Here is a 25594-nt window from a genome sequence, read left to right as displayed (position 1 = left end):
TGTGTTTATCTGTGTTTATCTGTGGTTAAAAAAATATTATCCAAAAATCTATTCATAAAACCCTAGACGATTTGCTGCCGGCACCGATCCAAATATGTTTTAATCACTTTATCCAGTGGATTAATCCGCAAGCAATCTTGAAAGCATTGTGCTGCCTCACTAAAATTTTGCAAATAGTAGAATATTAAAGCTTGTTCAAACACTGTTTTTGTCGCTAACTTCGCTTCTTTAATTTCAGGCGGATCGGCATCAAAGATTTCAAAAACTGACACCATTTCTGATTTGCCCTTAACTTTTACCCGATCAATGACGCGAAAGCAATAATCAGCAGGATTTTCTAAACCCATAAAAGTATGGTGAGTGATTAATAGCGATACCCCATAATTTTTGGTTAGTCCCTCAATCCGAGAAGCTAAATTCACTGCATCTCCGATCACCGTGCCATCCATCCGATTTTGTCCTCCAACAGTGCCCAACATCAAAGAGCCGGTGTTGATGCCAATTCCAATCTGAATTGGTAGATAGCCAACAGATGTCCGATGTTGATTGTATGTGACAAGCCGGCGCAGCATCGAAATCGCTGCTTTCACAGCATCATCTGCTCCGCCGCTAAACAGAGCCATAATTGCATCGCCAATATATTTATCAATAAATCCATTATTTTCGATGATTACCGGCTCCATGCGAGAAAGATAGGAATTGATAAACTTAAAATTATTTTCCGGAGTCATACTTTCTGAAAGTGTGGTGAAATCACGAATATCAGAAAATAAAACCGACATCTCCTTCTGCACCGCATCGCCTAATTTAGCATCAACAATACTTTCATATCCCAGAAAAGATAAAAATTCATTTGGCACAAAACGTCCTGCTGCATCGGTTAATTCTAATTCAACCTCCAATGCTTGTTTCAAATCGCAATTCAGTTGAGCAAGTTCCTCAGTAAATCTTGCTCGCTCTGCTTCTGCTTTTTTACGTTCTGTAATGTCTTGAAAGGCGACAATCGCATAGGAAATATTGCCCTTTTCATCATAAATAGGCGTTCCCCAAGTTTCTAAGGGAATAATTTTATCGCCTAGATGAATTTCCATATCAGCATTTGTCACACTTTCGCCTTTCAAGGCACGTACAACCGCCAATTGCTCAGCGGGATATTGCTGATTGGTGCCGGCTATACAAATTTTATAAACTTCTGGAATTTTCTCGCTGGTGGTTTCCGGGATAACGCCTTTACCCAATAACTGCTGAGCCGTACGATTGGTATAGTAAACTTTGCCGCTGCTATCCAGTATTCCCACCCCCACCGGCAGCGCTTCTAAAAATTGAGTTAGCCGGCTCTCACTTTCCTTAACGGCTAAATAAAGTTGGGCATTTTCAATAGAGATTGCAGCTTGGGAAGATAAAATTTTTAACACTTCCAATCTGTCAGGAGTAAAGGCACCCGTTGTTAAATTATTTTCTAAGTAAAGAATCCCAATTAATTTATTTTGAGTTAAAATAGGAACGCATAAAACTGATTTGGGTTGATGTTCAATGATATAAGGATCGGCTGCAAAATTTTTCTCTGTTACAGCATTATCAAGCACGAGCGTTTCTTGAGTGCGCGAAACATAATTGATCAGCGCAATCGGAATTTCTTGGCAAGACTCAAGGGGAATTGATTGCAGTACAGTTAGCGTAGATTTTGCCTGTGCGCTGTCTGTTGCCGGCTTCACCTGCTCTGCTAAATCCGCTTCTAAAGATTGTCCACAAATTCCCTGCGCTTCTATCAAAAACTCTCCGGATTTTTGCAGAATAAGAGCGCCTTTTTCAGCGCCGGCATTTTCGATAGCAACTTGCATTAAACTTGAAAGCAAGTTATCGAGTTGAATTTCCTTAGCGAGAGCTTGGGAGGCTTTAATAACGGTTGCCAGATCCAAAGCTTCTGAAACACCTGTGCCGGAGGAGCTAATTGTTCCTACCGTCATTTGAGAGACTGTCTCGCCTTTATTTAAAGTTGTTTTCCGATTAAAAATAAAGCCAAGTAATTGAGGATAGCGTTTTTCTAAGTCTTCAATTTTTGCCTTAGCTCCCCAGCGTGCGTAGCAGTAATAGGCTTCAGTCAGATAAACTTGTGCTAGCTTTTCTTTGCCTTGTGAGAAGTAAAATTTGGCTGCGAGTTCGTTAGCCAGCGCTTCTTCATTGATATACTGATGTTCTTTCGCGAGGGCAATGGCGCGATCATAATAGTCCATTGCTTCCACATTTCGTCTGAGAAACCGGCAGCGCTCTGCCTCTACTAAATAAAATTTATGCAAATAATTCATTGGGGCATGATGCGCCCACTTTTTCATCTTTTTTTGGTTGGCGTTCACCTTTTGCCAAAGACGCTTTTTTTCAGATTCCGTGGCTTCATTTAATACGCTAATTCGAGCCAAAGAATCGTATAGGTGGAAAACCGTATACGGCATCGTGGAGGTAACGCCTCCGATATATTTTTCTGCCAGAATGGCATTATCAAATGCTTGCCGGTATTCATAAAATAAATAACATAAAATAAGTTTATTGATATATAACACGCACATAGCAGTGCTATCATTTGCTTGCTGATGAAGCGGCAACCTCGTTTCCTCGTTATAACTTTTACCCATTAAACGCCAAGGAATTTCCGAGGAATTTGTTAAGTTTAAGACCACCTGCTCGTAAATTTGATTATAGTTAAGAGCCGTTGCCTGTTTGAGTTGATAAATTGCTTCATTGTAAGACGCGATCTCTTTCTCAAAAACTGCTAAATCCCGGCCACTAAAATAAGCGCGGGAGCAGTAAACATAAGCCGAATAAGCAGCATACTGTAAATCGCCGGTTTCCAGCCCACTTTGATAAGCTTCTAGCAAGGGGGGCAATGTTTCATTCACTGCCTTCTTCCAATGGGTGATAAAGCTATTAACGATTTGGAAAATTCTAGCTTTTAATTCTATCGCGTTGAACCGTGCCAATATATTTAAAGCAAGCTGACCAAATTTAAAGCCGGCTTCAATATCGCCCACAACGCCGCAGAGAACAAGCCCGTAACCCACATAAGCATAGGCAGAAGAAGAAGCATTCCCATATTTGAGAGATAAATTGATCTGTTTAAAAACAATTAGCGGCAACAGCGTAGGGACAGCAAAATAGGCAGAAGTGGATGCCGTTGATAGAATTCTCATTGCTGCGAGCTTAGTTGGATCGGTCATTTCCGGCAAGTTAATTAAGTCTTCGATCCGCTTTCCGAACAAAGCCCGCTTTGTCTTTAATAAACCCAAAATTACATTAAGCTTTGTTGGATTTTCAGGTAAATTTACTTCTAAAAGTTTCAACACCTGTAATCCAATTTTTACAGTTTCTATCAGTTGATTTCGTGCCACACAAGCGAGCATTTTTACTTCATAAACCTTTACCCGATCTAATACCGTTTTAGCTTGTTGTAGCACCATCTGAACTAATTGCTCCATCCCCTCAAAATCTGTGTTGAGGTAAGCTGCTTCTGCCGCTTCCACATAGAGCGCTAATGTTAGTTCATATTGACTTTTCCAGCTATCTGCTGCTAGTAATTCTATGGCCGCAGTTAAATACCTAACAGCTGCATTATAAGCAGTAGAAGCCTTCGCTTTACGACCGGCAATCAAATTCAACTGAGCTAATTCATCTCGTTTTGTTTGAGCGCTAATTAATCCCGCCCCAATATTTAACTGGTTGACAATATCAAATATTTTCTCTTCTTGTTCTTTCACGGGTGTACCGCTTAATAGCAGTTGCCCAATTTTTAGGTGAGTCGCCTGTTTCTCAGTTTCAGGAATAAGAAAATAAGCCGCTTGCTGGACTCGGTCATGAAGAAATTTATAGAGAACCGCACCCTTGGATTCTGTATCTGAGCCAGCTGATAAGTTATCTTTTAAATTTATAGCTTTCAAAGCTGATATGTTATCAGTTTCTTGGAAAAATTTGTAAACTTCGCTGATCGGCAAGACTAACCCTTCTTGCAGCGCTTTCCACAAGTCAGTTGCTGTTTCTACTAATGACTTTTCCCGCACAATTGCCAAAGTTGCTAAGTCAAACGAGTTGCCAATACAGGCTGCTAGTTTCAATACAGCTTGGGTCGCGTCTGGCAGCTTTTTTAACTGAAGCGCCATAAACTCAACCACGTCGTCGCTCACAGTCAGCGCCGTAACCTTGGCTATATCGCACTGCCAGTAACCGTAATTAAAATCAAAAGAAATTAGCCCATCCTGATACAAAGATTTAAGAAATTGATTGGTAAAGAAAGGGTTGCCTTTAGTCTTATTTAAAACCAGTGCTGTTAAAGGAAGTGCCCGTTCAGATGGGCAACTCAGGGTATCCGCAATCAGGCAGTTTATATGATTCCCATCTAGAGGCGCTAGGGTAATTTGATTAACTTTAGCGCCGGCAGAGCGCATCTCTTCTAAAGTCAGCATTAAGGGATGTGCGGGACTGACTTCATTATCCCGATAAGCTCCTATTACTAACAAATGTTGTGAAACCGGCGTCCCGCCTGCCATTGCTTCAGTCATCAACAATTGCATTAATTTCAAAGAAGCAGAATCAGCCCACTGCAAGTCATCTAAAAAAATCACAAGTGGGTGTTCTTTGATGGTAAATATCCGAATAAATTTCCCAAACAGCAAATTAAATCGATTTTGGGCGGCTGCCGGCGCGAGTTCTGGCAAAGCCGGCTGCTGGCCGATAATCTTCTCTAGTTGTGGGATAACATCAATTATGACTTGAGCATTCTCTCCCAAAGCTGACAAAATTTTTGCTTTCCATTCTTGCAGAGATCCAGCGCTTTCTGTTAGTAGTTGCCCCATCAAATTTTGAAAGGCTTGCACTAAAGCAGAGAAAGGAATATTGCGCTTAAATTGGTCAAATTTACCAGAGATAAAATAACCCCGTTGCCGGACAATCGGTTTGTGAACTTCATTAACGACCGCTGTTTTCCCAATTCCAGAAAAGCCGGCAACTAACATCATTTCGGTAGTGCCTTTACTAACCCGCTCGAAGGCGGCTAACAAAGCCTTGACTTCAGCTTCCCTGCCATAAAGTTGTTCGGAAATGAAGAAGCGGTCAGAGATATCCCGCTGTCCCAAAGTAAACTGACTAATGCTGCCGGTGGTTTCCCATTGTTGTAAACAAATTTCTAAGTCGTAGCGCAGGCCAAAGGCGCTTTGATAGCGGTCTTCAGCAGTTTTTGCCATTAACTTCATAATGATGTCATTCACCATTTGAGGAATGGCTGGATTTAGCTCAATTGCCGGTGCCGGCTGACGAGCGATGTGGCAGTGAACTAACTCCATCGGATCGCTAGATTGGAAGGGAAGTTGCCCGCTCAGCAATTCATAGAATGTCACTCCTAGCGAATAAAAATCTGTGCGGTAGTCGATGCCGCGATTCATTCTCCCGGTCTGTTCAGGAGACATATAAGCAAGCGTCCCTTCCAGAACATTAGGATTTTGAATTTCCTGCGTTTCTCTGGGTAAGAGAGAGGAAATGCTGAAGTCAATGATTTTTACTTGCTTAGTTTCTGGATTAATTAAAATATTTTGAGGTTTAATATCTTTATGAATAATTCGGTTGTGATAAAGTCCTTCTAGCGTTCGCACAATTGCAACTGCAATGTTGAGAAACTCACCCATTGGTAAGGACAACGCGCAATCTTTAGCCTGATCTAGAAAACTGTCATTCAAACAGTTTTCCCTTAAATGGGTCACATATTCTTTGAGGGAGATGCCCCCGAAATCTTCCATAATTAGGGCAAAACTATTGCGGTAACTTTCCAGGCTAATCGGTTGAACAATCCCTGGTAAGTTAAGATTTTTAGCAATCGTGTACTGATTGCGAAACTGCACGAGTTCAGTAAAAGTGGGATAGTCTGTCTTAAGCAGTTTGATCACCACGGGTGTTCGGTCTGAATCGCGCAGCGCTCGATAAACTAGAGTTCTGGAACCGTCGTAGATTTTTTCAGTGACGCGATAGCCTGGAAGTGTAACCATAGCCCCTACCGTGTGCTGAGCCACTTGCTGTCTTCTTAAAACAAAACTGTTGTCATAATATTCAACAAGATAACCGGCTTTCCAGAGATTCTCCAATACCCTCTACCTCGCTGAGTGTCTGCCCTGCCCTGGAAAGCTGGCTAACCCGAAACATCGCATTTGTGATGCGCCACCGGCACTGCCAGAAAAACAAAAACCGGGCAGCTACATAGCCACCCGGAGAGCAATTTTAGATTTTAGATTGTTCTGATTCATTAGCCCTTTGTCTTTTACACAGACAAATGACTCATGATTTCCTCACAATCAACCTTTCAAAATTTAATTAGGCAGTCACAGCCTTCTTAGCAGCAGAACTCAATTCGCCCTTGGCATACTTAGCAGCAAAGTCTTCGAGAGACACTTGCTTGACCTTTGTACCATGACCGGCTGCGCCAAAAGACTGATAGCGGTCGGCACAAACCTTCTGCATATACTTGATAGAAGGCTTCAGGAAGTGGCGGGGGTCAAATTCTTCCGGCTTGGAAGCGAGTGCTTCACGTACGGCAGCGGTGATAGCCAGACGGTTGTCGGTATCGATATTCACCTTACGCACACCGCTCTTGATACCCTTTTGGATTTCTTCAACCGGCACGCCGTAGGTTTCCCGGATTTTACCGCCGTACTGGTTAATTAAAGCGAGCAAATCTTCAGGCACAGAGGAGGAACCGTGCATCACCAAGTGGGTGTTGGGCAAGCGGCGGTGAATTTCTTCAATGCGGCTGATTGCCAAAATTTCCCCAGTCGGCTTACGGGTGAACTTGTAAGCGCCGTGGCTGGTGCCAATTGCAACTGCCAGCGCATCCACGCCGGTTTGCTCGACGAAGTCAACTGCTTGATCGGGATCGGTTAGCAGTTGATCGTGAGACAGAACGCCTTCAGCGCCATGTCCATCTTCTGCTTCACCCATGCCGGTTTCCAGAGAACCCAAGCAACCTAGTTCGCCTTCAACGCTGACACCGATGGAGTGAGCGACTTTCACCACTTCGCGGCTGACATTGACGTTGTACTCATAGCTGGATGGAGTCTTGGCATCCGCCTCCAGAGAACCATCCATCATTACGCTGGTGAAACCATTTTTCATCGCAGAGTAGCAGGTGGAGGGAGCATTGCCATGATCTTGGTGCATGACAATGGGAATGTGGGGATAGGTTTCAACCGCAGCCAAAATCAGGTGGCGCAGGAAGTTTTCGCCGGCATAAGTCCGAGCGCCGCGAGATGCTTGCAAAATCACGGGGCTATTTGTCTCATCTGCCGCCCGCATGATCGCTTGGATCTGCTCCATGTTATTGACGTTATAAGCAGGGAGGCCGTAACCGTTCTCAGCCGCGTGATCCAGCAGCAGCCGCATAGGTACAAGCGCCATAGATGATCCTCCTAATTCTTTGTTGTCAGCGAGTTGGTGTTATAGCAGTCTAATTCTTACGATAATCTTAAGATACTTTGCAACGTCTGGCGAATTATATCTAAAAATTACATTCCAGACCTCTGCCTTCTAGCCGAACACAGGCTAAAGGATGGGGCTAGGGGGTAGGGGCTAGGGAGAACAGATCGCCAGAAAGATAGAGAAAATGATATTTTTTCAATCTTTATCGCCAATTTTAGCAGCAAAGAACAGCTCTGGGCGGATTGGAGGATGTCGTGGCTAGATTACAAGAAATTATACAAGTTGTCAAACTTAGCGAATAATTCTTATCTATTGCACAATTCACTGCACCCAAAGACACTTTGTCAGTAGGGGTGGAGGAATTTATTTGCCGGCTGGGAAAGTGCTGCCAGACGTTGCTATCGGGATCTGCAACCGTGGGTTGCTTGAGAAAATGCCGGTTTTGAGCGTGTTGATTGGGAAGAATTTGAGCCGGCAATCCCCAGATTCACGCGGCTGCGATCAAGAAATTGGCTTCTGAATCGGAATTTGGACTTCGCTGCGTTTCATCGATTCTGGCGTCATAGGTGAGTTGTACAGCAACCGGCGGGGAGAACCGGCTACTTGATACTGCGGATTTTCAGCCAGCCAATCGTGCAGCCGGCGCAAATTAATTTGATAACTTTCCCAAGTATAAGCCCCTTGAATGCCGGCGCTCACCACTGTCATGGCTGGATAATCTGTCACCTTCACACCCGCATCAATCTGCTGGGGATTAATATCAGGATTGGGATATAAAAAAGAAACTTCTACCGTGTTTGGTGAATCACTTTGTGCCGGCGAACTTTCTAGATAACGCGCTTCCACCGGCGTTGTCATTGCAATTTGGTTGCTGCTGATGTGTTGAAACAACGGATTAAAAGCCACTCCCGTTGCTTGCTGTGCCTCCCCTGTGTGGGTGTAAGTCACAGCACGATAGTCAGGATATTGCTTAACTTCAATCTCACCCATTTCAGTGGGCTGTGGAAATCCAACGGGTAAAGCAGCAGACATAATTAACTCGTTTGATGACAACTCGCACAATTGCAACAGAGCATCCTAATTTTGTTAGGAATCTCATCATTTTATCACAAACCTGTTTTGGTCATTGCCGGCATCCGTTTTAATTTTTCAGGAAAGCGGGATGCTTGCCTTATCTTACTTATTCTAAATTAGTAGACTTTTTCATGTAAGGCTCCCTCTTTAAAAGTACAATCTCCCAGGGCATAAGCCAAAACTTTTTGGAACTTACGCGGATCTACTTGAGTGTTCCAATTGCGATCAACATTCTCTCCGAAAATATGCCAATGCTCGTGTTTTAGGATACTAGAAATTTTGCGGGGGGCGTGTTCCCTGCGCTGACGATTAAATATTTCGATAACAGTCGCACCCGGATTGCAAAAAATTTGATTAAATATCCCGGCACCATGAGCGCCGGCAACTACGTTGGCTTCAGAAAATATGCGAATTTGATCGGCTAATTTGTAATCTTCACAGTTAATTACCTCAAACCCATATTCTCGAAGAATGGGTATTAATTCATTTTCATTACTAATGCTGCGGGAAGCTTTGGCGCGAGAGATATAAATCCGACGGTTTGGGGATGGATGGTGAGCAGTGCCGGTTGCTGCTGTTACCAAGCGTTCTCGCATTTTATACAAATGTACTGCTTTCGGAACCCCCATTTTATCGGCTGCGTGACAGAAAAGTAAGTTTTCAAAACAAAGGCATTCCTCGCTGACTTCAAAAATTCTATCTGGAGATACTCCTAATAATTCTAAACTTTCCAGCCGATACGCTTCGGGATCGGCATTAACAATTACCTTGAAATCAGTTTGTGAAGGATCTAAAAGTGCTAGTCTGGGTAGGTAATCCATCAGCCAGTGGGCGTAATTTGCTGCGGAATATTTGCCCACAAAAGAGAGATATTTACCCGGAATCGGTTGAGGAGGAAAACTTGCCGAAGCAGATGAGAGCGAATTCAATAAAACTGTTAAGCGATCAACCGATTCTGCGGTTGATTGGGAGATCATTTCGAGTTCAGGTGTCATCACAAATCCACTTGAACCTAAAATAATCGCATTAGGCATTTCGCAGGTAAATGTTTCGCGAATCGGGTAACGCACCATTCCGTAAAGATGAGAGTAGTAGAATTCGCCTCGTTTTACAGAGTGGCAGATCCGTGATTCATGAAATTGAGTTAACCGGAGCCGGCCATGCTTAACTAAATCAAAACTATATTCTACAATTGTTTTTGATGCTTCACACTCTTGAATAGTTGGCGGTTGAAGGTTTTCCACCTGCCAACCACGCTGTGATGCCAAATCGAGAAGATTAACAACCGTAATGGAAGATAATTCTTGCCGGCTCAATAAGCTTTTTATGAAAACGCTCAGTTGTTCAATTTTCGGATAAATGAAGTACATAAATAAATCCGAGTTGTACAGCTTGTTTGAGACAAACTTACGGAGAGGCTTAAGAAACTCTCGGAGATTGAAACCGGCAGCCTGCTCTGGGCTGGTTGAGTGCGTAGATTGCAGCATAATAAAATTGAGTGTCGCTTTAGTAAAGTTGGCGATAGCAAGCAATTGGCTTGCTCGGTGTTGGTTGAGCAAACCGTTTGTAGATGCGTTTCCCCAAGATATCCTCAAGCGCGGGGGGTGGCTTCCCTTCAGTACAAATCGGCGGTTAAGTCAGCGCTGGTACGCTCAGTGTCAACCATCTTTTTTGAGAAAGGAATGGCTCATTATAAAGCCTTTGAGCGAGCTAAGCAGTAGCGCCTGATATCTTGAGACTTTTTCAATTTTGCAGCGTCTTAAAGGCGGCAGATTTCGTGAGATAGCCGGCATCGGTGGAGGCAGCAAAAGCCCCATTCATTCTTTTAGGATGCCCCAAGCATTTTTTGATGATTAAGGAAGAGAAAAACCTGAATTTTTTTATTTTCCCACTTGCGCCGGCAGGAACAAATATTAAGGAATGGATTCGTTAAAATCACTGTGAGAGCGCAAGCGTAGTGGAACGTTTAATCAAATGAGCAAGCTCAACCGGCCTAATAGTAAGGTATCTGAAACCCAACGTCGTTTCAAGCAGCCAGTGATAAAATTTCCGGCGTGGGCAATAACGCCTATACTGCTAGGGAGTATTGCTCTAGCCGTCATCTGCACAGCCGCCATGCCGGCATCAGCAGCCGAACGCGTCATGCTGCGACTTGGCCCTTTTCAGCAGTCAATAGAAATTGCAGATTTAGAACGTTTCGCCGAGACAGGCGAAATCTCTACCAACCTTCAACCCATAGCCTATTTGCTAACCCCGGATGTGCGGCGAGTGCTATCTGATCGTCTGGAACTCACCGCCGATCAGGCAAACAATCTGGTGGATGAGCTATTAAAATCACCCGGTGGAGATCGAATTGTTCAGGCAGTTCGGTTAATATTGCCTGGGATCAGCATTGAGCAAGTTGAAGCAGCCTTGATGCTGGCAGCCAGACAGGCAAACAACGTCAGCATCAGCAGCCTGTTTCGGGCGTTGCCAGGGGAAACCATTACTGTGGATCTCAGTGCCCTGATAACGGCATTATCTAAACTTAATCTTCCCTATTTAGGCACAAAAGCCTTAGATTCTTACCTGCAGCAGGAGCAGGAGTTGAGCGTCAAAAACGAGCCGGTGTTGCCCAACTTTAACCCAGCAGCAGCCGGCGATCAACCTGTGCGGCAGCAAACCCTGACTTTTTCTGACCGGCAACGGGGACGTACCATTCCTGTTGAAGTTTACACGAGCACTGAGCCGGCAGACACCCAGCAACCCCTCGTGATCATCTCTCACGGATTGGGTTCAGATCGTCAAGTTTTAGCCTATTTAGCGCGTCATCTCGCCTCCCACGGCTTGACAGTCGCCGCCGTAGAACATCCCGGCAGCAATGTTGCTTGGCAAGCCGGTGCGCCGATTACCCTCGATCCGAGCCAGCTACTCGCGCCTTCTGAATTTATCAACCGGCCTTTGGATGTTAGCTTTGTCCTTGATGAATTTGCCAAATTGAACCGGCAGTCTGGCTTATTGCAGGGCAAACTTAACACCGATCAAGTGAGTATGATCGGTCATTCCTTGGGCGGTTACACTGCCTTAGCCCTTGCCGGCGGCGAATTACAGTTAGATGAATTGCGAGGCTTTTGCAAAAATAAGCTGCCGGTGGGATACTCTGCCGCAGACTGGTTGCAATGTTCGGCAGCTAACTTGATCGGCAACCGCCGGCAGCTACGAGATGAACGTGTCGTGCAAGTAATCGCCCTCAACCCGATTGTGGGGCGCTTATTCGGGCAAACCGGCCTCAGCAAAATTACCACGCCCACGTTAATTTTGGCGGCAACAGAAGACGTACTCGCGCCGGCACTTAACCACCAGCTACAGCCGTTTACTCAACTTGCCGGTACTAAATATCTGATAACAGCCATCGGTGGCACCCATTTAAGTGTGACTGAACCGGCCAACCTAACCCGTGCCGGTGGCCAAAATTCCATCGTCAAAGAACGTAGAGGCGCAGATACCGAACCCCTGCGCCAACTGCTGCAAGGCGTCAGTCTGGCATTCATCAAACAGCAGACACCAGAGGCTGAAACTTATGCCGCCTTCCTCTCACCCACCTACGCCCGATCCTTATCTACCGAGGCGCTGCCTCTGCGTTTGAGTACAGAATTGCCAGCGAATTTGAGCCGGTGGTTGCAAGTTGGCACTCAAAAATGAAGCGTGGACAAGGGCTAGAGATAAGAAAGGGAGAGAAAGAACAACCGCAACGATCATTTTATTGCAGATACACTAAGAACCTAGAATTCACACTTAACAACTTTTAGAAGTTGTGAATTCTAGGTTCTTTTTTCTTTTTCTTTTTAAGCTGTACTTTTGCTAAACTTTCACATTTAATACCCATTTCAACAAGAATGCGACAGATAAAACCGTTGGGTTGAGCAACAGAAAACTGAACAACGACAACAATTTGAGACGTTGTGTTACTCAACCCAACCTACATCATGCAGCACAATTATTTTTCAAATTGGTATCACTAGCCCTTCTCTTAAAGACTTGGAGTCACGCCGGTTTCTTGGCTGGTAACGCGTGTAATGCTTGTGTAGCCCATATTTCCTGCGATTTCGCGAAGCACTGTAATTTGCTCCTCAAAATTGAGCTTTTCAATGATGCCCAACACATCATTAGTTGCTTGATTTGCTTGATAGTTACCCGGCATATCCACAACCGTATCTCCCATCGCTTGCGACCAAGCAAACCAGACAACCAACTGATTATTTGCCGTTAGAGAACCGTAAGCGTGGGAAAATTCTGTGTCTTCCCGGTTTACAATCGCCCGCATAATATTCAATTGCTCTTCATCAGACAGCTCAAAAAAGTCTCCCAGGAGCATTGGGGCTAACTCTGGTTGCGCTACATCTGGAGCGGCGGGGGTGATGGAACCTCCCATTTTTTTGTAGATATAATACAGCAGAGCTAGCTTGTCATCGGTTCCCAAAGATTCAAACCTTTGAGCAACATTTTGCGTGTCTTTTGAAAGCGCTTCGGGAGCTTTAGAGGGATTATTTGAAGTCATAAACGATCTCCACAAATATTTTTTTGTTCAATTTCTTCGCTCCTATATATTTAATTGATATTTATTCTAAACTTCATCTACCCAATGGGAGATTTAAATAATTTTTATTGGTTAATAGGATCGCTCTTTTGGCTAAGATTCGGGGATTTGAGAGAGTTGGGACAACTCACAAAAAAGAAAAAATCTTATTTGACTTTTTACCTTATTTACCCACACAAAAGAATTCGAGTCGAATTATTTTGACCTAAATTATTATTCGCTTATATGCTATCAAATCGATATAATAATGTAATTTTCAAGTGATGAAAGTTTGAACCGGCCCGCGAAACTTGAAATGGTAAAAACCAGAACAAGTGCGTTTAACAGGCACAATTTGTTCGCATATAAGCCAAAGCAATTAGAAAATTAACGTCACCCAATTGTTTCATCCCCACCAACGCGCCTAAGCCTGCCCAGTGCGACCGGCAAGATTCGCCACCACCGCAGCCAGCTCAGCCGGACTCACAGGTTTTGGCACATGGAGTTGAAATCCCGCCAGCAAAGCCCTGCGGCGGTCTTCTTCCCTCGCATACGCCGTCAGTGCTGCTGCCGGTAGAAACCCCCCGCGTTCCGCATCAATCGCCCTCACCTCACGAATCAAAGTATAGCCATCCTCTTGAGGCATCCCAATATCGCTCACCAAAACATGAGGGTTGAACTTTTTGATCACCCCAATTGCCTCCCGAACCGATCCAGCCGTTTTCACAGCCGCACCGCACTCTTGCAACGCAGTCGAGAGAAAATCCCGCGCATCCGGCTCATCATCCACCACCAGCACCCGTAAGCCCTCAAGGCTAGGGGCCAGATCAAAAGCAACCCCAGTATCAACGGTTGGGTGTACCCGTTCCGGATCGTCCGTTACACTGCACATAGCCCGCAACGGCAACTTCACGGTAAAGGTCGCCCCTAAACCTTCCCCCAGACTCTGTGCGTGGGCACTGCCACCGTGTAGTTCTGCCAGGTGACGCACAATTGCCAGCCCCAGCCCCAACCCGCTAGACGACCTGGTTGTTGAGCCATCTGCTTGGCGGAAACGGTCGAAGACGAAGGGCAAAAACTCGGCTTTGATCCCTTGACCTGTATCGCTGACGGTAATTTCAACGTGGGAGTTAATGCGTTCAAGGGTAATCGTGACGCTGCCCCCTCTGGGAGTAAACTTAATCGCATTCGATAGCAAGTTCCAAATGATCTGCTGCAAGCGGTCGGAGTCGCCGGAAACCGAGCCGGCCTTTGGATCGAGGACAGACTGAATGCGAATCGCCTTAGCGTCCGCTGCAGGGCGCACAGCATTAATTGCCGCCTCAATCACCGGCACCAATTCAATCGGTCGGACATTCAAGCGCAACTTGCCGGTGATAATGCGTGAAACATCGAGAAGGTCTTCAATCAGCTGAGCCTGTGATCGGGCATTGCGCTCAATGGTTTGTAAAGCCGTTCGGATCTTTTCCTCAGACATCTGGCGGCTTTGCAATAACTGCGTCCAACCAAGAATTGAATTGAGCGGCGTGCGGAGTTCGTGGGAAAGCGTTGCCAGAAACTCATCTTTGAGCCGGTTCGCCTCCTGAGCTTCGCCATACAGACGGGCATTGTTAATTGCAAAAGCCGCACGGTGAGCCAGCGCCTCTGCCAGAACCAAGTCAGATGCCTCATAGGGCCGGCGATTTGAACCTTCTAACACAAAGGTAATTGCCCCCAGCGTCCGCCCACGGGCGATCAGTGGCACCACCATTGCCGAAGATAGGCCCAACTCCCGCAAAATTTGCAGATGTTCTGCATCATGAGCAGACGTGACCAGCAACTGATCAGAAATCTCTGAATACAGTTCCGAGCGTCCTGTGCGAATAACATTGGGCATTCCCCACTGGGCCTTCGGATCGACTCGATAGCGTTGCTGTACTTCGCGTGCCAAGTCTACCTTTGCCGGCTCGACATGAGCCACGGCCAGCGATTGAATTGAGCCATCGCTTTCGACCATATCAATCGCGCACCAGTCGGCAATGCGAGGCACTGCTAGACGGGCCACACTCTCAAGCGTGGTTTGATATTCCAGGGAGTGAGCCAGTACCGCACTGGCATCGGCCAGAAAGCGCTCTTGCTCCTCTGCCCGTTTTTGGTCTTCCGTATCCGTAGCAGTTCCCAACCACGCCAGAACCCGCAGACTCTCTTGACATTTGATCGGAACGGTGCGTCCTTGGTGCCAGCGATAAACGCCATCAGCCCGTCTCAAGCGAAACTCAATCGAGAAGCCGGTGCCGGTTTTAAGCGAAGCCGCCCAATGCACGAGGAATGAGCGTAAGTCGTCGGGATGGACAATCTGCCGTGCTCCGTACTGTTTTGTCTCCTCTAAGGTTAGTCCTGTGTAATCGAACCAACTTTGATTGCAATATTCGATTGCTGCATCGGGAGTAGACAAACACACCAGTTGAGGCAGCGCCTCAGCGAGAGAGCGGTAACGTTCCTCGCTCAGCCGCAGCGCTTCTTCTGTTTGCTTACGCTCTGTGATATCTAAAAATGCCCCGATGCTCCCTCTGGTGTTGCCCTCTTCGTCAAATAAGGGCGCGGCATACTCCAGCAGTTTCACGATTGTGCCATCTTCATGGACAACATCGACTTCTACATCCAAAACCTCTACCCCATTCGCGGCAGCCTGCTGCATGGGGAGTTCCTCTGGAGATAGTTCCTGTGCGTTTTGATAGACTTTGAAATTTGAAGGTTTTTCCTCAGGGGGAGCGCTTAGTGAACCATTGCTGTGCGGGGAAATCTTCAACTGTTTTGCAAAAGCTGGGTTAACTCGGATCGTTTTACAGTCCGGATCTTCGGCAATACCAATTCCAATCGGAATAACTTCTAATAAAGTTTGTAGCTCTTTGACGCGGCGCTCTAGTGCCTGATTCAGTTTGAGGATTTTTTCTTGAGCCAGCTGGCGTTCCGTGATGTCGGTATTCACTCCAATCCATTTATAGGGATTGCCTCGCTCATCCCACAAAACGGTTCCCCGATCCATCCAGTATAGGATGGTTCCATCCTGGCGCTGTACACGGTACTCTTGACAAAATGCTTCCCGTGTTTTTAAGTGCCGTTCCACCGCAGCCATGACGCGCCGGCGATCATCGGGGTGAATCGCATTTTGCCAGCCTTCCAACGTTCTAGGAAATTCTCCTGGCGCGTATCCTAAATGTTCATCAATATTGCCAAACCACTCGATGCGCCGGCTATTGAGTTCCCATTCATAAATTAAGTCGCTGGCGCATTCGGCAGCCATGCGAAATCGCTCTTTTGCTTGCGCCACAGCGGCTAGTGCACTGGATCGCTCGGTGACATCTAGAACTAAAGACAGCACAGAAACTAATTTGCCACACTCATCTAACTGAGCCGAGTTGTACCACTCACAAACAACAACTGAACCGTTCTTTGTATAGTTGCGATTGTATGAAATATTCCGCACTTCTATGCCGTCAACTAATCGGTTCAGGATGCTGGTGACCCCTTCTACATCTTCTTCGAAGACGAATGGCCAATCACTTGAATGCTTGAAGATCACTTCATCTGGCTGCCAGCCAAACAGCCTTTCAGCGCTTGTTGACCACCGCCTCACCCGAAATTCTCGATCCCATTCAATAACTGCCAGTGGTGTATTTTCGACATGAAAATTAAGTTTTTGAAGTGCGAAGCGCAGAGCTTCTTCCATGCGCTTGCGTTCTGTTAAATCAACAATAAAGCAAACACAATCTTCTTGAGATTCTTCTAGCAAAGCGGTGCCCACTAAAACGGGGACGCGAGTGCCATCTTTGCGAATATATTCTTTTTCCCAAGGCGTGCCATTTGCTGATGCTTTGATTTCGCAAATTTTTTGTTCGTCGAGCCGGCGATATTCTGGCGGGGTCATGACATCCCAACGTAAAGCGCCTGAGTGCAGCTCTGCTTTTGAGTAGCCAAGCATCTGTAAAAAGGCGTCGTTGGCGTCGGTGATGTGGCCGCTAAAGTCGGCGAAAAAGATTCCCATGAGGTTGGATTCAGCCATGCGCCGAAACCGTGCTTCGCTTTTCCTGAGCGCTTCTTCAGCCTGCCGATGTTCGGTGATGTCGATGCCGGTGCCAATGATATATTCAACTTCGCCGGCACCGTCGTGCAGAATTGTGTTAGACCAAGCGATCAGCCGGCGACGCTTGTCTTTGGTTAACCAGTCGTTGTCATATTGGTTGTGAAGCTCACCGGCTTGTAAGTTCTGGAATACGCGTTTAACCGACTCGACTTGTTCTGGAACGATGAACTTGTCCCAAACATAAGCGCCTTTAACTTCGTTAAATGTGTATCCTGTTGCCTGCTCACAAGCTCGGTTAAAGCTAACAATTCGCCCCTGCCGGTCAAGAACCACCACTAAACTGCCAATTGTATCGAGTACAGCAGTGGTAAAATCGCGCTCTTTGCGGAGTGCTTCTTCAGCTCTTTTACGCTCGCTAATATCGGCAATTAAAGCCATTGTGCTGTTTATATTACCTTCTGCATCCGGCAGTGGTGCTCCCCAAACAGCAACCTCTATTTTCTCTCCTGATTTGTTTTGCCGGCACACTTCTATCCCAGAGACTAGCTGTCCTTGCAACTTCAGTTTGTGCAAGGTGCGAAATTCTTCCTGTTTCTCTGGTGGGACAAAAGGAACGGGGCGATTTAACACCTCTTGTTCTGTCCAGCCAAATATTTTCTCAGCGGCTGGACTCCACATTTTAATGTTAGCTTGAGTATCCAAGGCAATAACTGCCACCGGCGAGGCTTGAATGAGCGTCTCAAGCTTTTGGTTGGTTTCTCGCAGCGCTGCCTCTGCTTGTTTTAATTCAGTTATGTCATGGGTGATATTCAACAAAGATTGGGTTGAACCATCCTTGGCAAATTCAGGAACAATCCGAGATTGATAGTATTTGATTCCGCTGGGTGTGGCGAAACTATTCTCCATTACGCACTGTTGTCCTGTTGCCAGCACTTGACGAAATGTTTGTTCCCATTTTGCGAGGAGTTCCGCTGGTAACCCTAACTCCCAGAGAGTTTTTCCGATGAAGAATGCCGGTGGCATTCGCGTCACTTGTTCAACCGCTTGATTCATGTAAAGGTATCGCAGATTTTCATCTAAACGTGCGATAACATCCGGCGCATTTTCGGCGAGTGCTTTAAATTCCTGTTCCCTCCGGTGCAGTTCTTCCTCCGTCCGCTTGCGTTCTGTAATATCGCGGAAATAAATAGAAAGCCCTTCCGGGGAAGGATAAGTGCGCGTTTCAAAACAGGTGTTTAAGGTGCAGGAAAACTCTTCAAAGGTGGCGGGGACTTGCTGTGCGAATGATCGCTGACATTCCTGATAAAAAATCTCGCCAACTGCTGTAGGAAATACCTCCCATATATTCTTGCCGAGCAATTCTTCTCGTGTTTTGCCAACCATTCGTGCGGCTGCTTGGTTGACATAGGTATACCGCCACTCGTGATCTAAGGAGATAAAGCCATCGGTGATGCTCTCTAGAATATTGATGGTTTGCTGCTGTGCTGCTTCGGCTGTTATGCGTAGCTGCTGCTCACGGCGAGTCGCCTCTTGCCGCAGTTTGGCCATTTGCAGGTGAGTGCGGACGCGAGCGAGTAATTCGCGGGCGGAGAAGGGCTTGATCAGGTAGTCATCAGCACCGGCTTCGAGTCCTTCAATGCTAGATTCTTCCCCAGAACGGGCAGAGAGCAGAATCACCGGCACTTGTTGGGTGTGTGTGCCGGCACGCAGTTCTCGCAACAGCCCGATTCCATCTAAACGAGGCATCATCACGTCGCTGAGGATCAAGTCAAAATTGCCCTCGCGTGCGGCGGCTAGGGCGGCTGCACCATCTGCCACTGCCTCAACTTCATAATATTGCTCTAGCAACCCCTTGACATAATCTCGCATATCTAAATTGTCATCAGCCAAGAGAATGCGCTCGGAGGAGGGGGAAGAGGAGGGGGTGAGGGGGTGAGAGGGTGAGACGGGAGAGGGGGATGGGCTTGGCGTCTGTTGTGTTTCTGCGGGTGCCGGCAGCCAGCGCTGTGCTTCTTCGATATAGGGGGTGCCACCGAGGGCGGTTGAGGCAAGGGTGCGGGTGCCGCCGATGCGCTCTGCCGGCAAGTGGCGGGTGCCGGTGGGAATGGAAACGGTGAACGTGGTGCCAATTCCGACTTGGCTGCTGACTTCGACGGTGCCGCCATGCAGATGGACGAGTTCTTGCACTAAGGCTAAACCGATGCCGGTGCCTTCATGGGTGCGGGAAGTCGCACCTCGCACGCGGTGGAAGCGCTGGAAAAGATGGGGGAGTTCTTCTGGTGGGATGCCGGTGCCGGTGTCGCGCACCTGGAGAATTGAGCATTGAGCGCTTTCTTGAGGATTACTTTTTGATGGTTTGCGTTCTATTTTTAAAGAAACTTCGATTTCACCGGCAAACGTAAATTTAAACGCATTTGAAAGTAAATTAAAAACAATTTTTTCCCACATTTCTTGATCAACAAACACGGGTTCGCCTAGTGGGGAACAATTGACGGTGAAACGTAAACCGGCTCGTTCGATAGCTGAGCGAAACACACTGGCAAGTTCTGCGGTGAACGTTGCCAAGTCAGTTTGCTGATAAACAGCTTGCACGCGCCCTGCTTCGAGGCGGGAAAAATCTAGCAGGGTATTGACCAGCTTGAGCAAGCGTAAGCTATTGCGGTGGACTGTTTCGAGCTGTTCGCGATACCTGGGCGAGAGTGAGTTTTCCGCATCGGCCAAAATATCCTCAACCGGCCCAAGTAAAAGCGTTAGTGGGGTGCGAAACTCGTGGCTGACGTTGCTAAAAAAAGCTGTCTTCGCCCGATCAATCTCGGCGAGTGCTTCAGATCGCTTGCGTTCTTCTTCGTAAGCGCGGGCGTTGGCGATAGCTGTAGCGATGTGGCCGGCTGCCAACTCAAAGAAATTTCGATAGTCTTCATCAAGTGCCCTGCGGGGGCTAATACCGGCCACTAAAATGCCGGCGGGTTGACTTTGGCCCGGTTGCGCCACCGGCAGTACAACGGTTGAGTTTTCAATTGCCACGGAGTGGTTGTGTGTTGAGCCGGCCAAGCTTTGCCCATCATGACAGGCCGGTTCTGCTGGGATTGTCTGTGTTTGTGCTAATAATAGCCAGCTTTTGGGAAATTCCTCGTAAGCGGATAAGTCGATGGTTTGGGGAGGTGTAGCGGGAGTTAAGCCGGTTGTTCCGGCGAGATGGGCGGTGTGTCCCTCAGCCTCAAGCAAATAAAGTAAAGCAAAGGGAATGTCTGCGGGGTTGCCGGCCAGTGTTTTGAGGGCGATAGAGCAGGCATCCCCGGCAGTTTTTGCTTCGGCAGCACCGGCAGCTAATTCGCGCAAGGTGCGCTGCCGGCGTTCCCTCAGGACGCGACTGGTGGTTTCGTTGACGGCTGTAAAGACTCCGCACACCCTACCCCTGTCGTCTCGAATCGCACTATAGGAAAATGTGAAGTAGCTTTCTTCAACGTAGCCGTTACGATCAAGTTCAAGCAACAGATCGTCTGACCAAGTGGCCTCTCCTGTTGCGAGTACACCCTCAAGCATTGGGCCGATGATATGCCAAACTTCCGGCCAAACGTCACGTCCAGGCTTACCCAAAGATTTCGGGTGTTTCTGGGTGCCAAAAATCGGAATGTAGGCATCGTTATAAAAAACAATCAGATCCGCACCCAACCAGAGAATCATTGGGAAGCGGGAGGCCAAACAAATGCTCAAGGCTGTACGCCAGCTTTGAGGCCAGTTTTCTGCCGGCCCAAGGGCTGTGCTTGACCAGTCGAGCGCTCGCATTAGGGCACCCATCTGTCCGCCGCCGGCGAACACATCTTCTGGTACAGTCGCCTTTATGGGATCTGTCCAATTTTCCATCTGGGCGTCTCCTTTTGCGTCAGCTCTCACGCGACTCTTCAAGCACTAAGGTATAAGAATTAGTTTACTGCCGGTATCCCTCATGTGTGGTAACTTGCCGGTCACCACGCATGAGGTGATTAACATGATGTCTTTGTCACAAAAACCGTCAATTTTACACTTTTGAGATGTGTTTTCTTGCTGCTAGGTACAGTCTTTTCCTGTCTACCTGCACTAGACTAGAGCTGCAACCCCATGCAATTCTTTGCCTAGCTTAGTACGAGAGCATCGATTATGGACTACTTTTTTGCAGTCGTCGCCCCCCTTGCAGTGGTAATTATTGGTGGATGTACTGTACGCTCTGTGAAAATTATCAGTGAAGAAAATGAAGCCTTGGTTGAGCGACTGGGCAAATTCCATCGCAAACTGGAATCCGGTCTCAACTTTATTAATCCTATCCTCGATACGGTTGTTTTAGAAGACACGCTCAGTGAACGAGTCTTGGAGCTGAAGCCAAGCCAAGCAATTACAAAAGATAATGTTTCGCTGATTATAGATGCAGTGCTTTACTGGCGGGTCATCGAACTAGAACTGGCTTATTACAAAGTTCAAGATATTGAAGAAGCGCTGAGAAAGTTGGTTCTTACCACGCTGCGATCTGAGATTGGCGAGATGGATTTACAGAAGACTTTCTACTCCAGAAAAGATATTAATAAAGCGATGTTGAGAGAGTTGGATGATGTCACTGATCGCTGGGGTGTTAAAGTCACGCGCGTTGAGGTGCAGGAAATTACGCCAACACCGAAAGTCATAGAAGCAATGGAGTTAAAACGAGCGGCGGAATTTAAAAAACAAGCAGATATTTTGGAGGCTGAGGGCACTGTGCGAGCGATGGAACTGCTTTCAACTGCCATCAAATCACAATCTAATAGTAAAGATATTTTGCAGTTTCTTGTGGCTCAAAGATATGTAGAAGCGAATCAAAAATTGAGTGAAAGCCCGAATGCAAAAATTGTTTTTATGGGTTCAGAACCTTTGGGTTCCTCAATGGGTGAGTTGTTAAATAACTCGACGATTAGTCCTCCTGAAAGCAATGGCTCGAATTCAAAGTCTAAATAACCTGAGTTCGGGTTAAGCAGAAGGAAGGAAAAACGCATTGATACAGTTGCTCAAACAACTTTTGGGATATATAGCCTCGCTCAGCCACCACCTTACCAGACAACCCTTTGAGTAGAGTGGGCACAGGCTTACGATCAAATGCAATTGCCAGCAGTGACAGCGATATTCAGCAGTTCCCCCTTGTCATTACAAACCAGATGTAGTTTAAAGCCTTTGAACCAATCAAAAGAAGTCTTACCCCGCCTGCCGATATCCTTGAACACCTTGTGCCCTTTGATTCGTCGGTTATGACAGACCGCAATCTTGGTCGAGTCCATTACAGACACGCCTTTCCACTGACCAAAACAACTGTGTAGATAGATACTTAAAGGTATCAGGGTGGAAGGCATCCATTCTACAAAGCGTTGATAACTCACCAACGCCGGGAAAGGCGCAACTCCACTGTCCACGTACCTTCTCCTGGTAAAACGCTTTAAAACTCCGCTAATGAGATTGATGAAATGCAATCTCGATGGTCATGATTTCACTGGGGCACAGTTGACGATGGCGGTGGCGATGTTTGAGTCCATCCCCCATCAGTTGTTTATGCCACAAAGGTTCAAAAAGAAGGCAAAAATCATCGACAGAGCAAAAAAGTTCTTCTAGACGGGGCATGGCACGAGCAAGTATTGCTGTTGTGTGATGACTTTTAGCTTACTCGCTTGTCCCTTCCTTATCGCGAACTCAGGTTACTGGTAGGGTTTGAGGGGCAATTCAACCTGGAACTTTGAGCCTTTACTCACTTCACTTGTGACGTGGATGTGCCCGCTATGGGCTTGAACAATTTGCTGGGCGATCGCCAACCCTAGCCCAAAGCCGCCACTGTCCTGAGAACGCTGAGTGTCTACCCGGTAGAAGCGATCAAAAATATAGGGTAAGTCGGTTTCTGGAATACCGACACCTGTGTCGATTACCTGAATTACTGCCCAACCAGGGTGGGGCACCAAGCGCACCAGGATTGTACCGCCAGCAGGGGTATATTTACAGGCATTGTTGAGCAAATTTTCGATCGCTTGTTGTAGCAAATCAGGATCAGCCCACAGTTCAATCAGTTGCTCAGACTGCTCGTAGGTCAGGTTGATAGTTTGCTGTTCTGCTAAGGTTGCAAACTGAGTTACCAAACTTTTGAGCAAACCGTTAAGGTTAATTAATTTGAGTGACTCTGGTGTAAGCTGCCCCTGATGACGAGCAAGCAATAACAGATTATTAACGAGCGTACCCATTGATTTCGCACTATCCACAATGTTTTCTAAAGGAGGGTGATAGTGAGAATCATTGACGGCGATGAGTAATCCGAGTTGAGCGTTGGTCAGAATCGCGGAAATGGGTGATCGCAACTCATGGGAAGCATCTGCTGTGAACCGTTGAAGCTGTTGATAGGCTTGCCGAATCGGTTGCATGGCAAAGCCGCTGAGAATCCAACCCGTAAGCGCAATTAGCCCTAATGTGATCGGTACTGTTAGAGTCAGCGCCATCTGAAGCTGCTGAAGTTCTTGTTGAGTCTCCATGAGAGGAGTGGCAACCTGAAGATACCCCAAAGTTCCAGTTCTGCCCTCTACAGGTAATGTCGCCTGACGGAGCCAAATTTTTTCCTCCCAAAGTGGATCTGTCGATTGAACCGTGAGATAACCAAGGGGTGTATTTAACTGGTCTGGAGAAGACGCTCCAAAAAAGCGAACGAGCCGTCCTTGCGCGTTATACCAGCGCACATAAATCAGATCCTCTGTAAGTGGGTGTGAACCACTGCCCAATAACGGAACATGGCTCAGATCGACCTGGCTTTGGTCTTGACGAACTTCATAATGCACACTGGCAGCCATTACTCTGGTCTTATCGTAGAGCAGGCGATCAAGTGCTTCCAGTTTTTCCTTGATCTCGATCTGATAAATCACTCCAGCAAACAGCACTAGAATGCTTCCCATCGAAAGGGTGAACCAACGAGCCAGGTTGCGACGACTTCGGTTAAACACGTCTTGCCTTCAAGATTTATGCTTTTCAGGGGGCGTCAGGCGATAGCCCATGCCATAGATGCTCTCCACCCAATCAGCCGCTCTTACAGTCTGCAAGCGTTGACGCAGTTTGCGAACCAGGACAGTCATTGCATTGCTTTCGGGTTCAGTTCCCCACTCCCATACTGCCTGCTCAATTTGGTTGCGGGTTAACACTTGCCGGGGATGGCGCATGAAGTACTCCAACAGTTGGAACTCACGACTGGAAAGAGAAACAGTTGCACCTTGCCGTTCGACAGTCAGGGTATCGAGGTGGAGGTGGAGATCCTCAAGACTCAGTGTATCTCCCTGCCAGAGGGGAGATCGCCGTCTTAATGCCCGGACTCGGGCCATGAACTCCATCAGGTCGATCGGTTTCACCAGGTAGTCATCTGCACCTGCATCTAATCCAGTTACTTTTTCAGGCGTGGTGTCTCTTGCCGTGATCATCAAGACTGGAGCCGTTTTTCCTGCTGCTCGATATTGCCGACAGAGGGTTACACCGCTGACACGCGGTAACATCCAGTCTAGAACCAGCAGATCATATTCTTTTTCGGATAAAAGCCACTGAGCGGTCTCTCCATCTTTTACCCCATCTACGCTGTGCCCTGCCTGGGACAGTGCCATTTGCAGCGGCATTAGTTGTTTTGGGTCATCTTCCACCAGCAAAACTCTCATTCCTTTGCTGCTCCCCCTTGCGGCTTGCAAGATTGAGAATAGGCATTTAGTGTAATGTAAACATCTCCTTTGAGCCAGATTTTGAGGCAGATCAGGCTGTACTAGAGTGCAGATAACGGAATATGCAAGCTGATGAGAAACAGTAGTGGGTGGCGTATGACAAAACGATGGCTGCAAGCATCAGGGGCAGAGTTCTGGTTGCCACTGCCGTTTGTGGCGATCGCCTTTTGGTTTGGCACCAATATTCTCATGGCTCAAGAGCTGCGGCAACCCCAACCGACTGAAACGAAACTTCAGGCAGATACTCAGCTTAAAGCGACTGTATCCATCAACATCCTGCTGATCAATGCAATCATCAATCGACAGCAGGGAGTTACGCAGGTTGAGGTAGAAACAACGGAACCTATCTTGAAGCGGTTGGAACTGGAATTGCCCATGACCAACACCAATCAAATCGAGGCAGCGATCGCGCAAGAACTTCAGTTATCTCGTCAAGATGTGCGGCAACTCGTTCGTTATGAAATTGTTGAATGAGGTTGCTGTGTCAATAGACAAAGTGCGCCAATCGCCATTGTAATCACATAAACCCAGTGAAATAGAGCTTGCAGATCCATAAGCTACCTCCGTTTCTTCTTAGTCCTAACTCACAAATGTGATCTAAAAGTGAGCAGTAAAAGTTTGGCCCTCACTTTTTACTCACTTTCTTGAAGGACGCTAGAGAGTAATGAGGTGGGCAAGGCCGGCTTACGGTAGCCTTGCCACTCCAGATTGTATGGGGCCAGGAGGAAA

The 25594-nt window shown here is 47.0% G+C and carries 13 protein-coding genes; 4 read left to right on the top strand and 9 right to left on the bottom strand.

Annotated features, from left to right (window positions below):
* Positions 1–62 precede the first annotated feature (62 nt).
* Both H6F73_RS25175 and fba read right to left on the bottom strand, forming a co-directional pair.
* Positions 63–6023, bottom strand: coding sequence for an AAA family ATPase (locus tag H6F73_RS25175; RefSeq protein WP_190761492.1), 5961 nt, complete (start codon positions 6021–6023; stop codon positions 63–65).
* A 322-nt stretch (positions 6024–6345) separates the two neighbouring features.
* Complete coding sequence (gene fba, locus H6F73_RS25170) at positions 6346–7425, bottom strand: class II fructose-bisphosphate aldolase (RefSeq protein WP_190761491.1); 1080 nt, start codon at positions 7423–7425, stop codon at positions 6346–6348.
* Positions 7426–7813: 388 nt separating this feature from the next.
* On the opposite strand from fba, the gene H6F73_RS25165 reads away from it, so the two are divergent.
* The gene (locus H6F73_RS25165) at positions 7814–7966 is read left to right on the top strand and encodes a hypothetical protein (RefSeq protein ID WP_190761490.1); all 153 of its coding nucleotides are present in this window, start codon (positions 7814–7816) and stop codon (positions 7964–7966) included.
* On the opposite strand, the gene H6F73_RS25160 is transcribed toward H6F73_RS25165, so the two are convergent.
* Together H6F73_RS25160 and H6F73_RS25155 are read right to left on the bottom strand one after the other, a co-directional pair.
* Complete coding sequence (locus H6F73_RS25160) at positions 7948–8478, bottom strand: heme-binding protein (protein ID WP_190761489.1); 531 nt, start codon at positions 8476–8478, stop codon at positions 7948–7950. The two genes, H6F73_RS25165 and H6F73_RS25160, sit on opposite strands and share 19 nt — an antisense overlap.
* Before the next feature lie 158 nt (positions 8479–8636).
* Positions 8637–10007, bottom strand: coding sequence for a glycosyltransferase family 61 protein (locus tag H6F73_RS25155; protein ID WP_190761488.1), 1371 nt, complete (start codon positions 10005–10007; stop codon positions 8637–8639).
* A 487-nt stretch (positions 10008–10494) separates the two neighbouring features.
* On the opposite strand from H6F73_RS25155, the gene H6F73_RS25150 reads away from it, so the two are divergent.
* Entirely contained in the window at positions 10495–12201 is a 1707-nt protein-coding gene (locus H6F73_RS25150; RefSeq protein WP_190761487.1) for an alpha/beta hydrolase, read from the top strand.
* A 328-nt stretch (positions 12202–12529) separates the two neighbouring features.
* Here H6F73_RS25150 and H6F73_RS25145 read toward each other — a convergent pair whose 3' ends face one another.
* Together H6F73_RS25145 and H6F73_RS26815 are read right to left on the bottom strand one after the other, a co-directional pair.
* Entirely contained in the window at positions 12530–13057 is a 528-nt protein-coding gene (locus H6F73_RS25145) for an orange carotenoid protein N-terminal domain-containing protein (protein ID WP_190761486.1), read from the bottom strand.
* A 442-nt stretch (positions 13058–13499) separates the two neighbouring features.
* Positions 13500–21002: a PAS domain S-box protein gene (locus tag H6F73_RS26815; protein ID WP_190761485.1), complete on the bottom strand. Its 7503-nt coding sequence runs from the start codon at positions 21000–21002 to the stop codon at positions 13500–13502.
* 273 nt (positions 21003–21275) lie between these two features.
* Between H6F73_RS26815 and H6F73_RS25135 the strand changes: the two genes are divergently transcribed.
* Positions 21276–22100, top strand: a complete 825-nt coding sequence (locus tag H6F73_RS25135) for a stomatin-like protein (RefSeq protein ID WP_190761484.1) — start codon at positions 21276–21278, stop codon at positions 22098–22100.
* Positions 22101–22234: 134 nt separating this feature from the next.
* Here H6F73_RS25135 and H6F73_RS27160 read toward each other — a convergent pair whose 3' ends face one another.
* The 3 genes from H6F73_RS27160 to rppA form a co-directional block, all read right to left on the bottom strand.
* The gene (locus tag H6F73_RS27160) at positions 22235–22549 is read right to left on the bottom strand and encodes a transposase (protein ID WP_190761482.1); all 315 of its coding nucleotides are present in this window, start codon (positions 22547–22549) and stop codon (positions 22235–22237) included.
* Between the two features lie 279 nt (positions 22550–22828).
* Positions 22829–24109 (bottom strand): ATP-binding protein, encoded by a 1281-nt coding sequence (locus tag H6F73_RS25120; protein WP_190761481.1) that lies wholly within the window; start codon positions 24107–24109, stop codon positions 22829–22831.
* 9 nt (positions 24110–24118) lie between these two features.
* Entirely contained in the window at positions 24119–24805 is a 687-nt protein-coding gene (gene rppA / locus H6F73_RS25115) for a two-component system response regulator RppA (protein ID WP_190761480.1), read from the bottom strand.
* A gap of 156 nt (positions 24806–24961) precedes the next feature.
* Between rppA and H6F73_RS25110 the strand changes: the two genes are divergently transcribed.
* On the top strand, positions 24962–25339 hold the full coding sequence (locus H6F73_RS25110; protein WP_206211203.1) for a hypothetical protein: 378 nt from the start codon (positions 24962–24964) through the stop codon (positions 25337–25339).
* Positions 25340–25594: the final 255 nt, after the last annotated feature.

Source organism: Microcoleus sp. FACHB-68 (assembly GCF_014695715.1).
Classification (GTDB): domain Bacteria; phylum Cyanobacteriota; class Cyanobacteriia; order Cyanobacteriales; family Oscillatoriaceae; genus FACHB-68.
The sequence above is the reverse complement of the archived record's forward strand: the minus strand, read 5'-3'. Positions and strand labels throughout refer to the sequence as shown.

Bases quoted from the DNA above. Each gene is read 5' to 3' on its own strand.
- H6F73_RS25175 (WP_190761492.1), bottom strand. From the start codon at position 6,023: ATGGTTACACTTCCAGGCTATCGCGTCACTGAAAAAATCTACGACGGT.
- fba (WP_190761491.1), bottom strand. From the start codon at position 7,425: ATGGCGCTTGTACCTATGCGGCTGCTGCTGGATCACGCGGCTGAGAAC.
- H6F73_RS25160 (WP_190761489.1), bottom strand. From the start codon at position 8,478: ATGTCTGCTGCTTTACCCGTTGGATTTCCACAGCCCACTGAAATGGGT.
- H6F73_RS25155 (WP_190761488.1), bottom strand. From the start codon at position 10,007: ATGCTGCAATCTACGCACTCAACCAGCCCAGAGCAGGCTGCCGGTTTC.
- H6F73_RS25150 (WP_190761487.1), top strand. From the start codon at position 10,495: ATGAGCAAGCTCAACCGGCCTAATAGTAAGGTATCTGAAACCCAACGT.
- H6F73_RS25145 (WP_190761486.1), bottom strand. From the start codon at position 13,057: ATGACTTCAAATAATCCCTCTAAAGCTCCCGAAGCGCTTTCAAAAGAC.
- H6F73_RS26815 (WP_190761485.1), bottom strand. From the start codon at position 21,002: ATGGAAAATTGGACAGATCCCATAAAGGCGACTGTACCAGAAGATGTG.
- H6F73_RS25135 (WP_190761484.1), top strand. From the start codon at position 21,276: ATGGACTACTTTTTTGCAGTCGTCGCCCCCCTTGCAGTGGTAATTATT.
- rppA (WP_190761480.1), bottom strand. From the start codon at position 24,805: ATGAGAGTTTTGCTGGTGGAAGATGACCCAAAACAACTAATGCCGCTG.
- H6F73_RS25110 (WP_206211203.1), top strand. From the start codon at position 24,962: ATGACAAAACGATGGCTGCAAGCATCAGGGGCAGAGTTCTGGTTGCCA.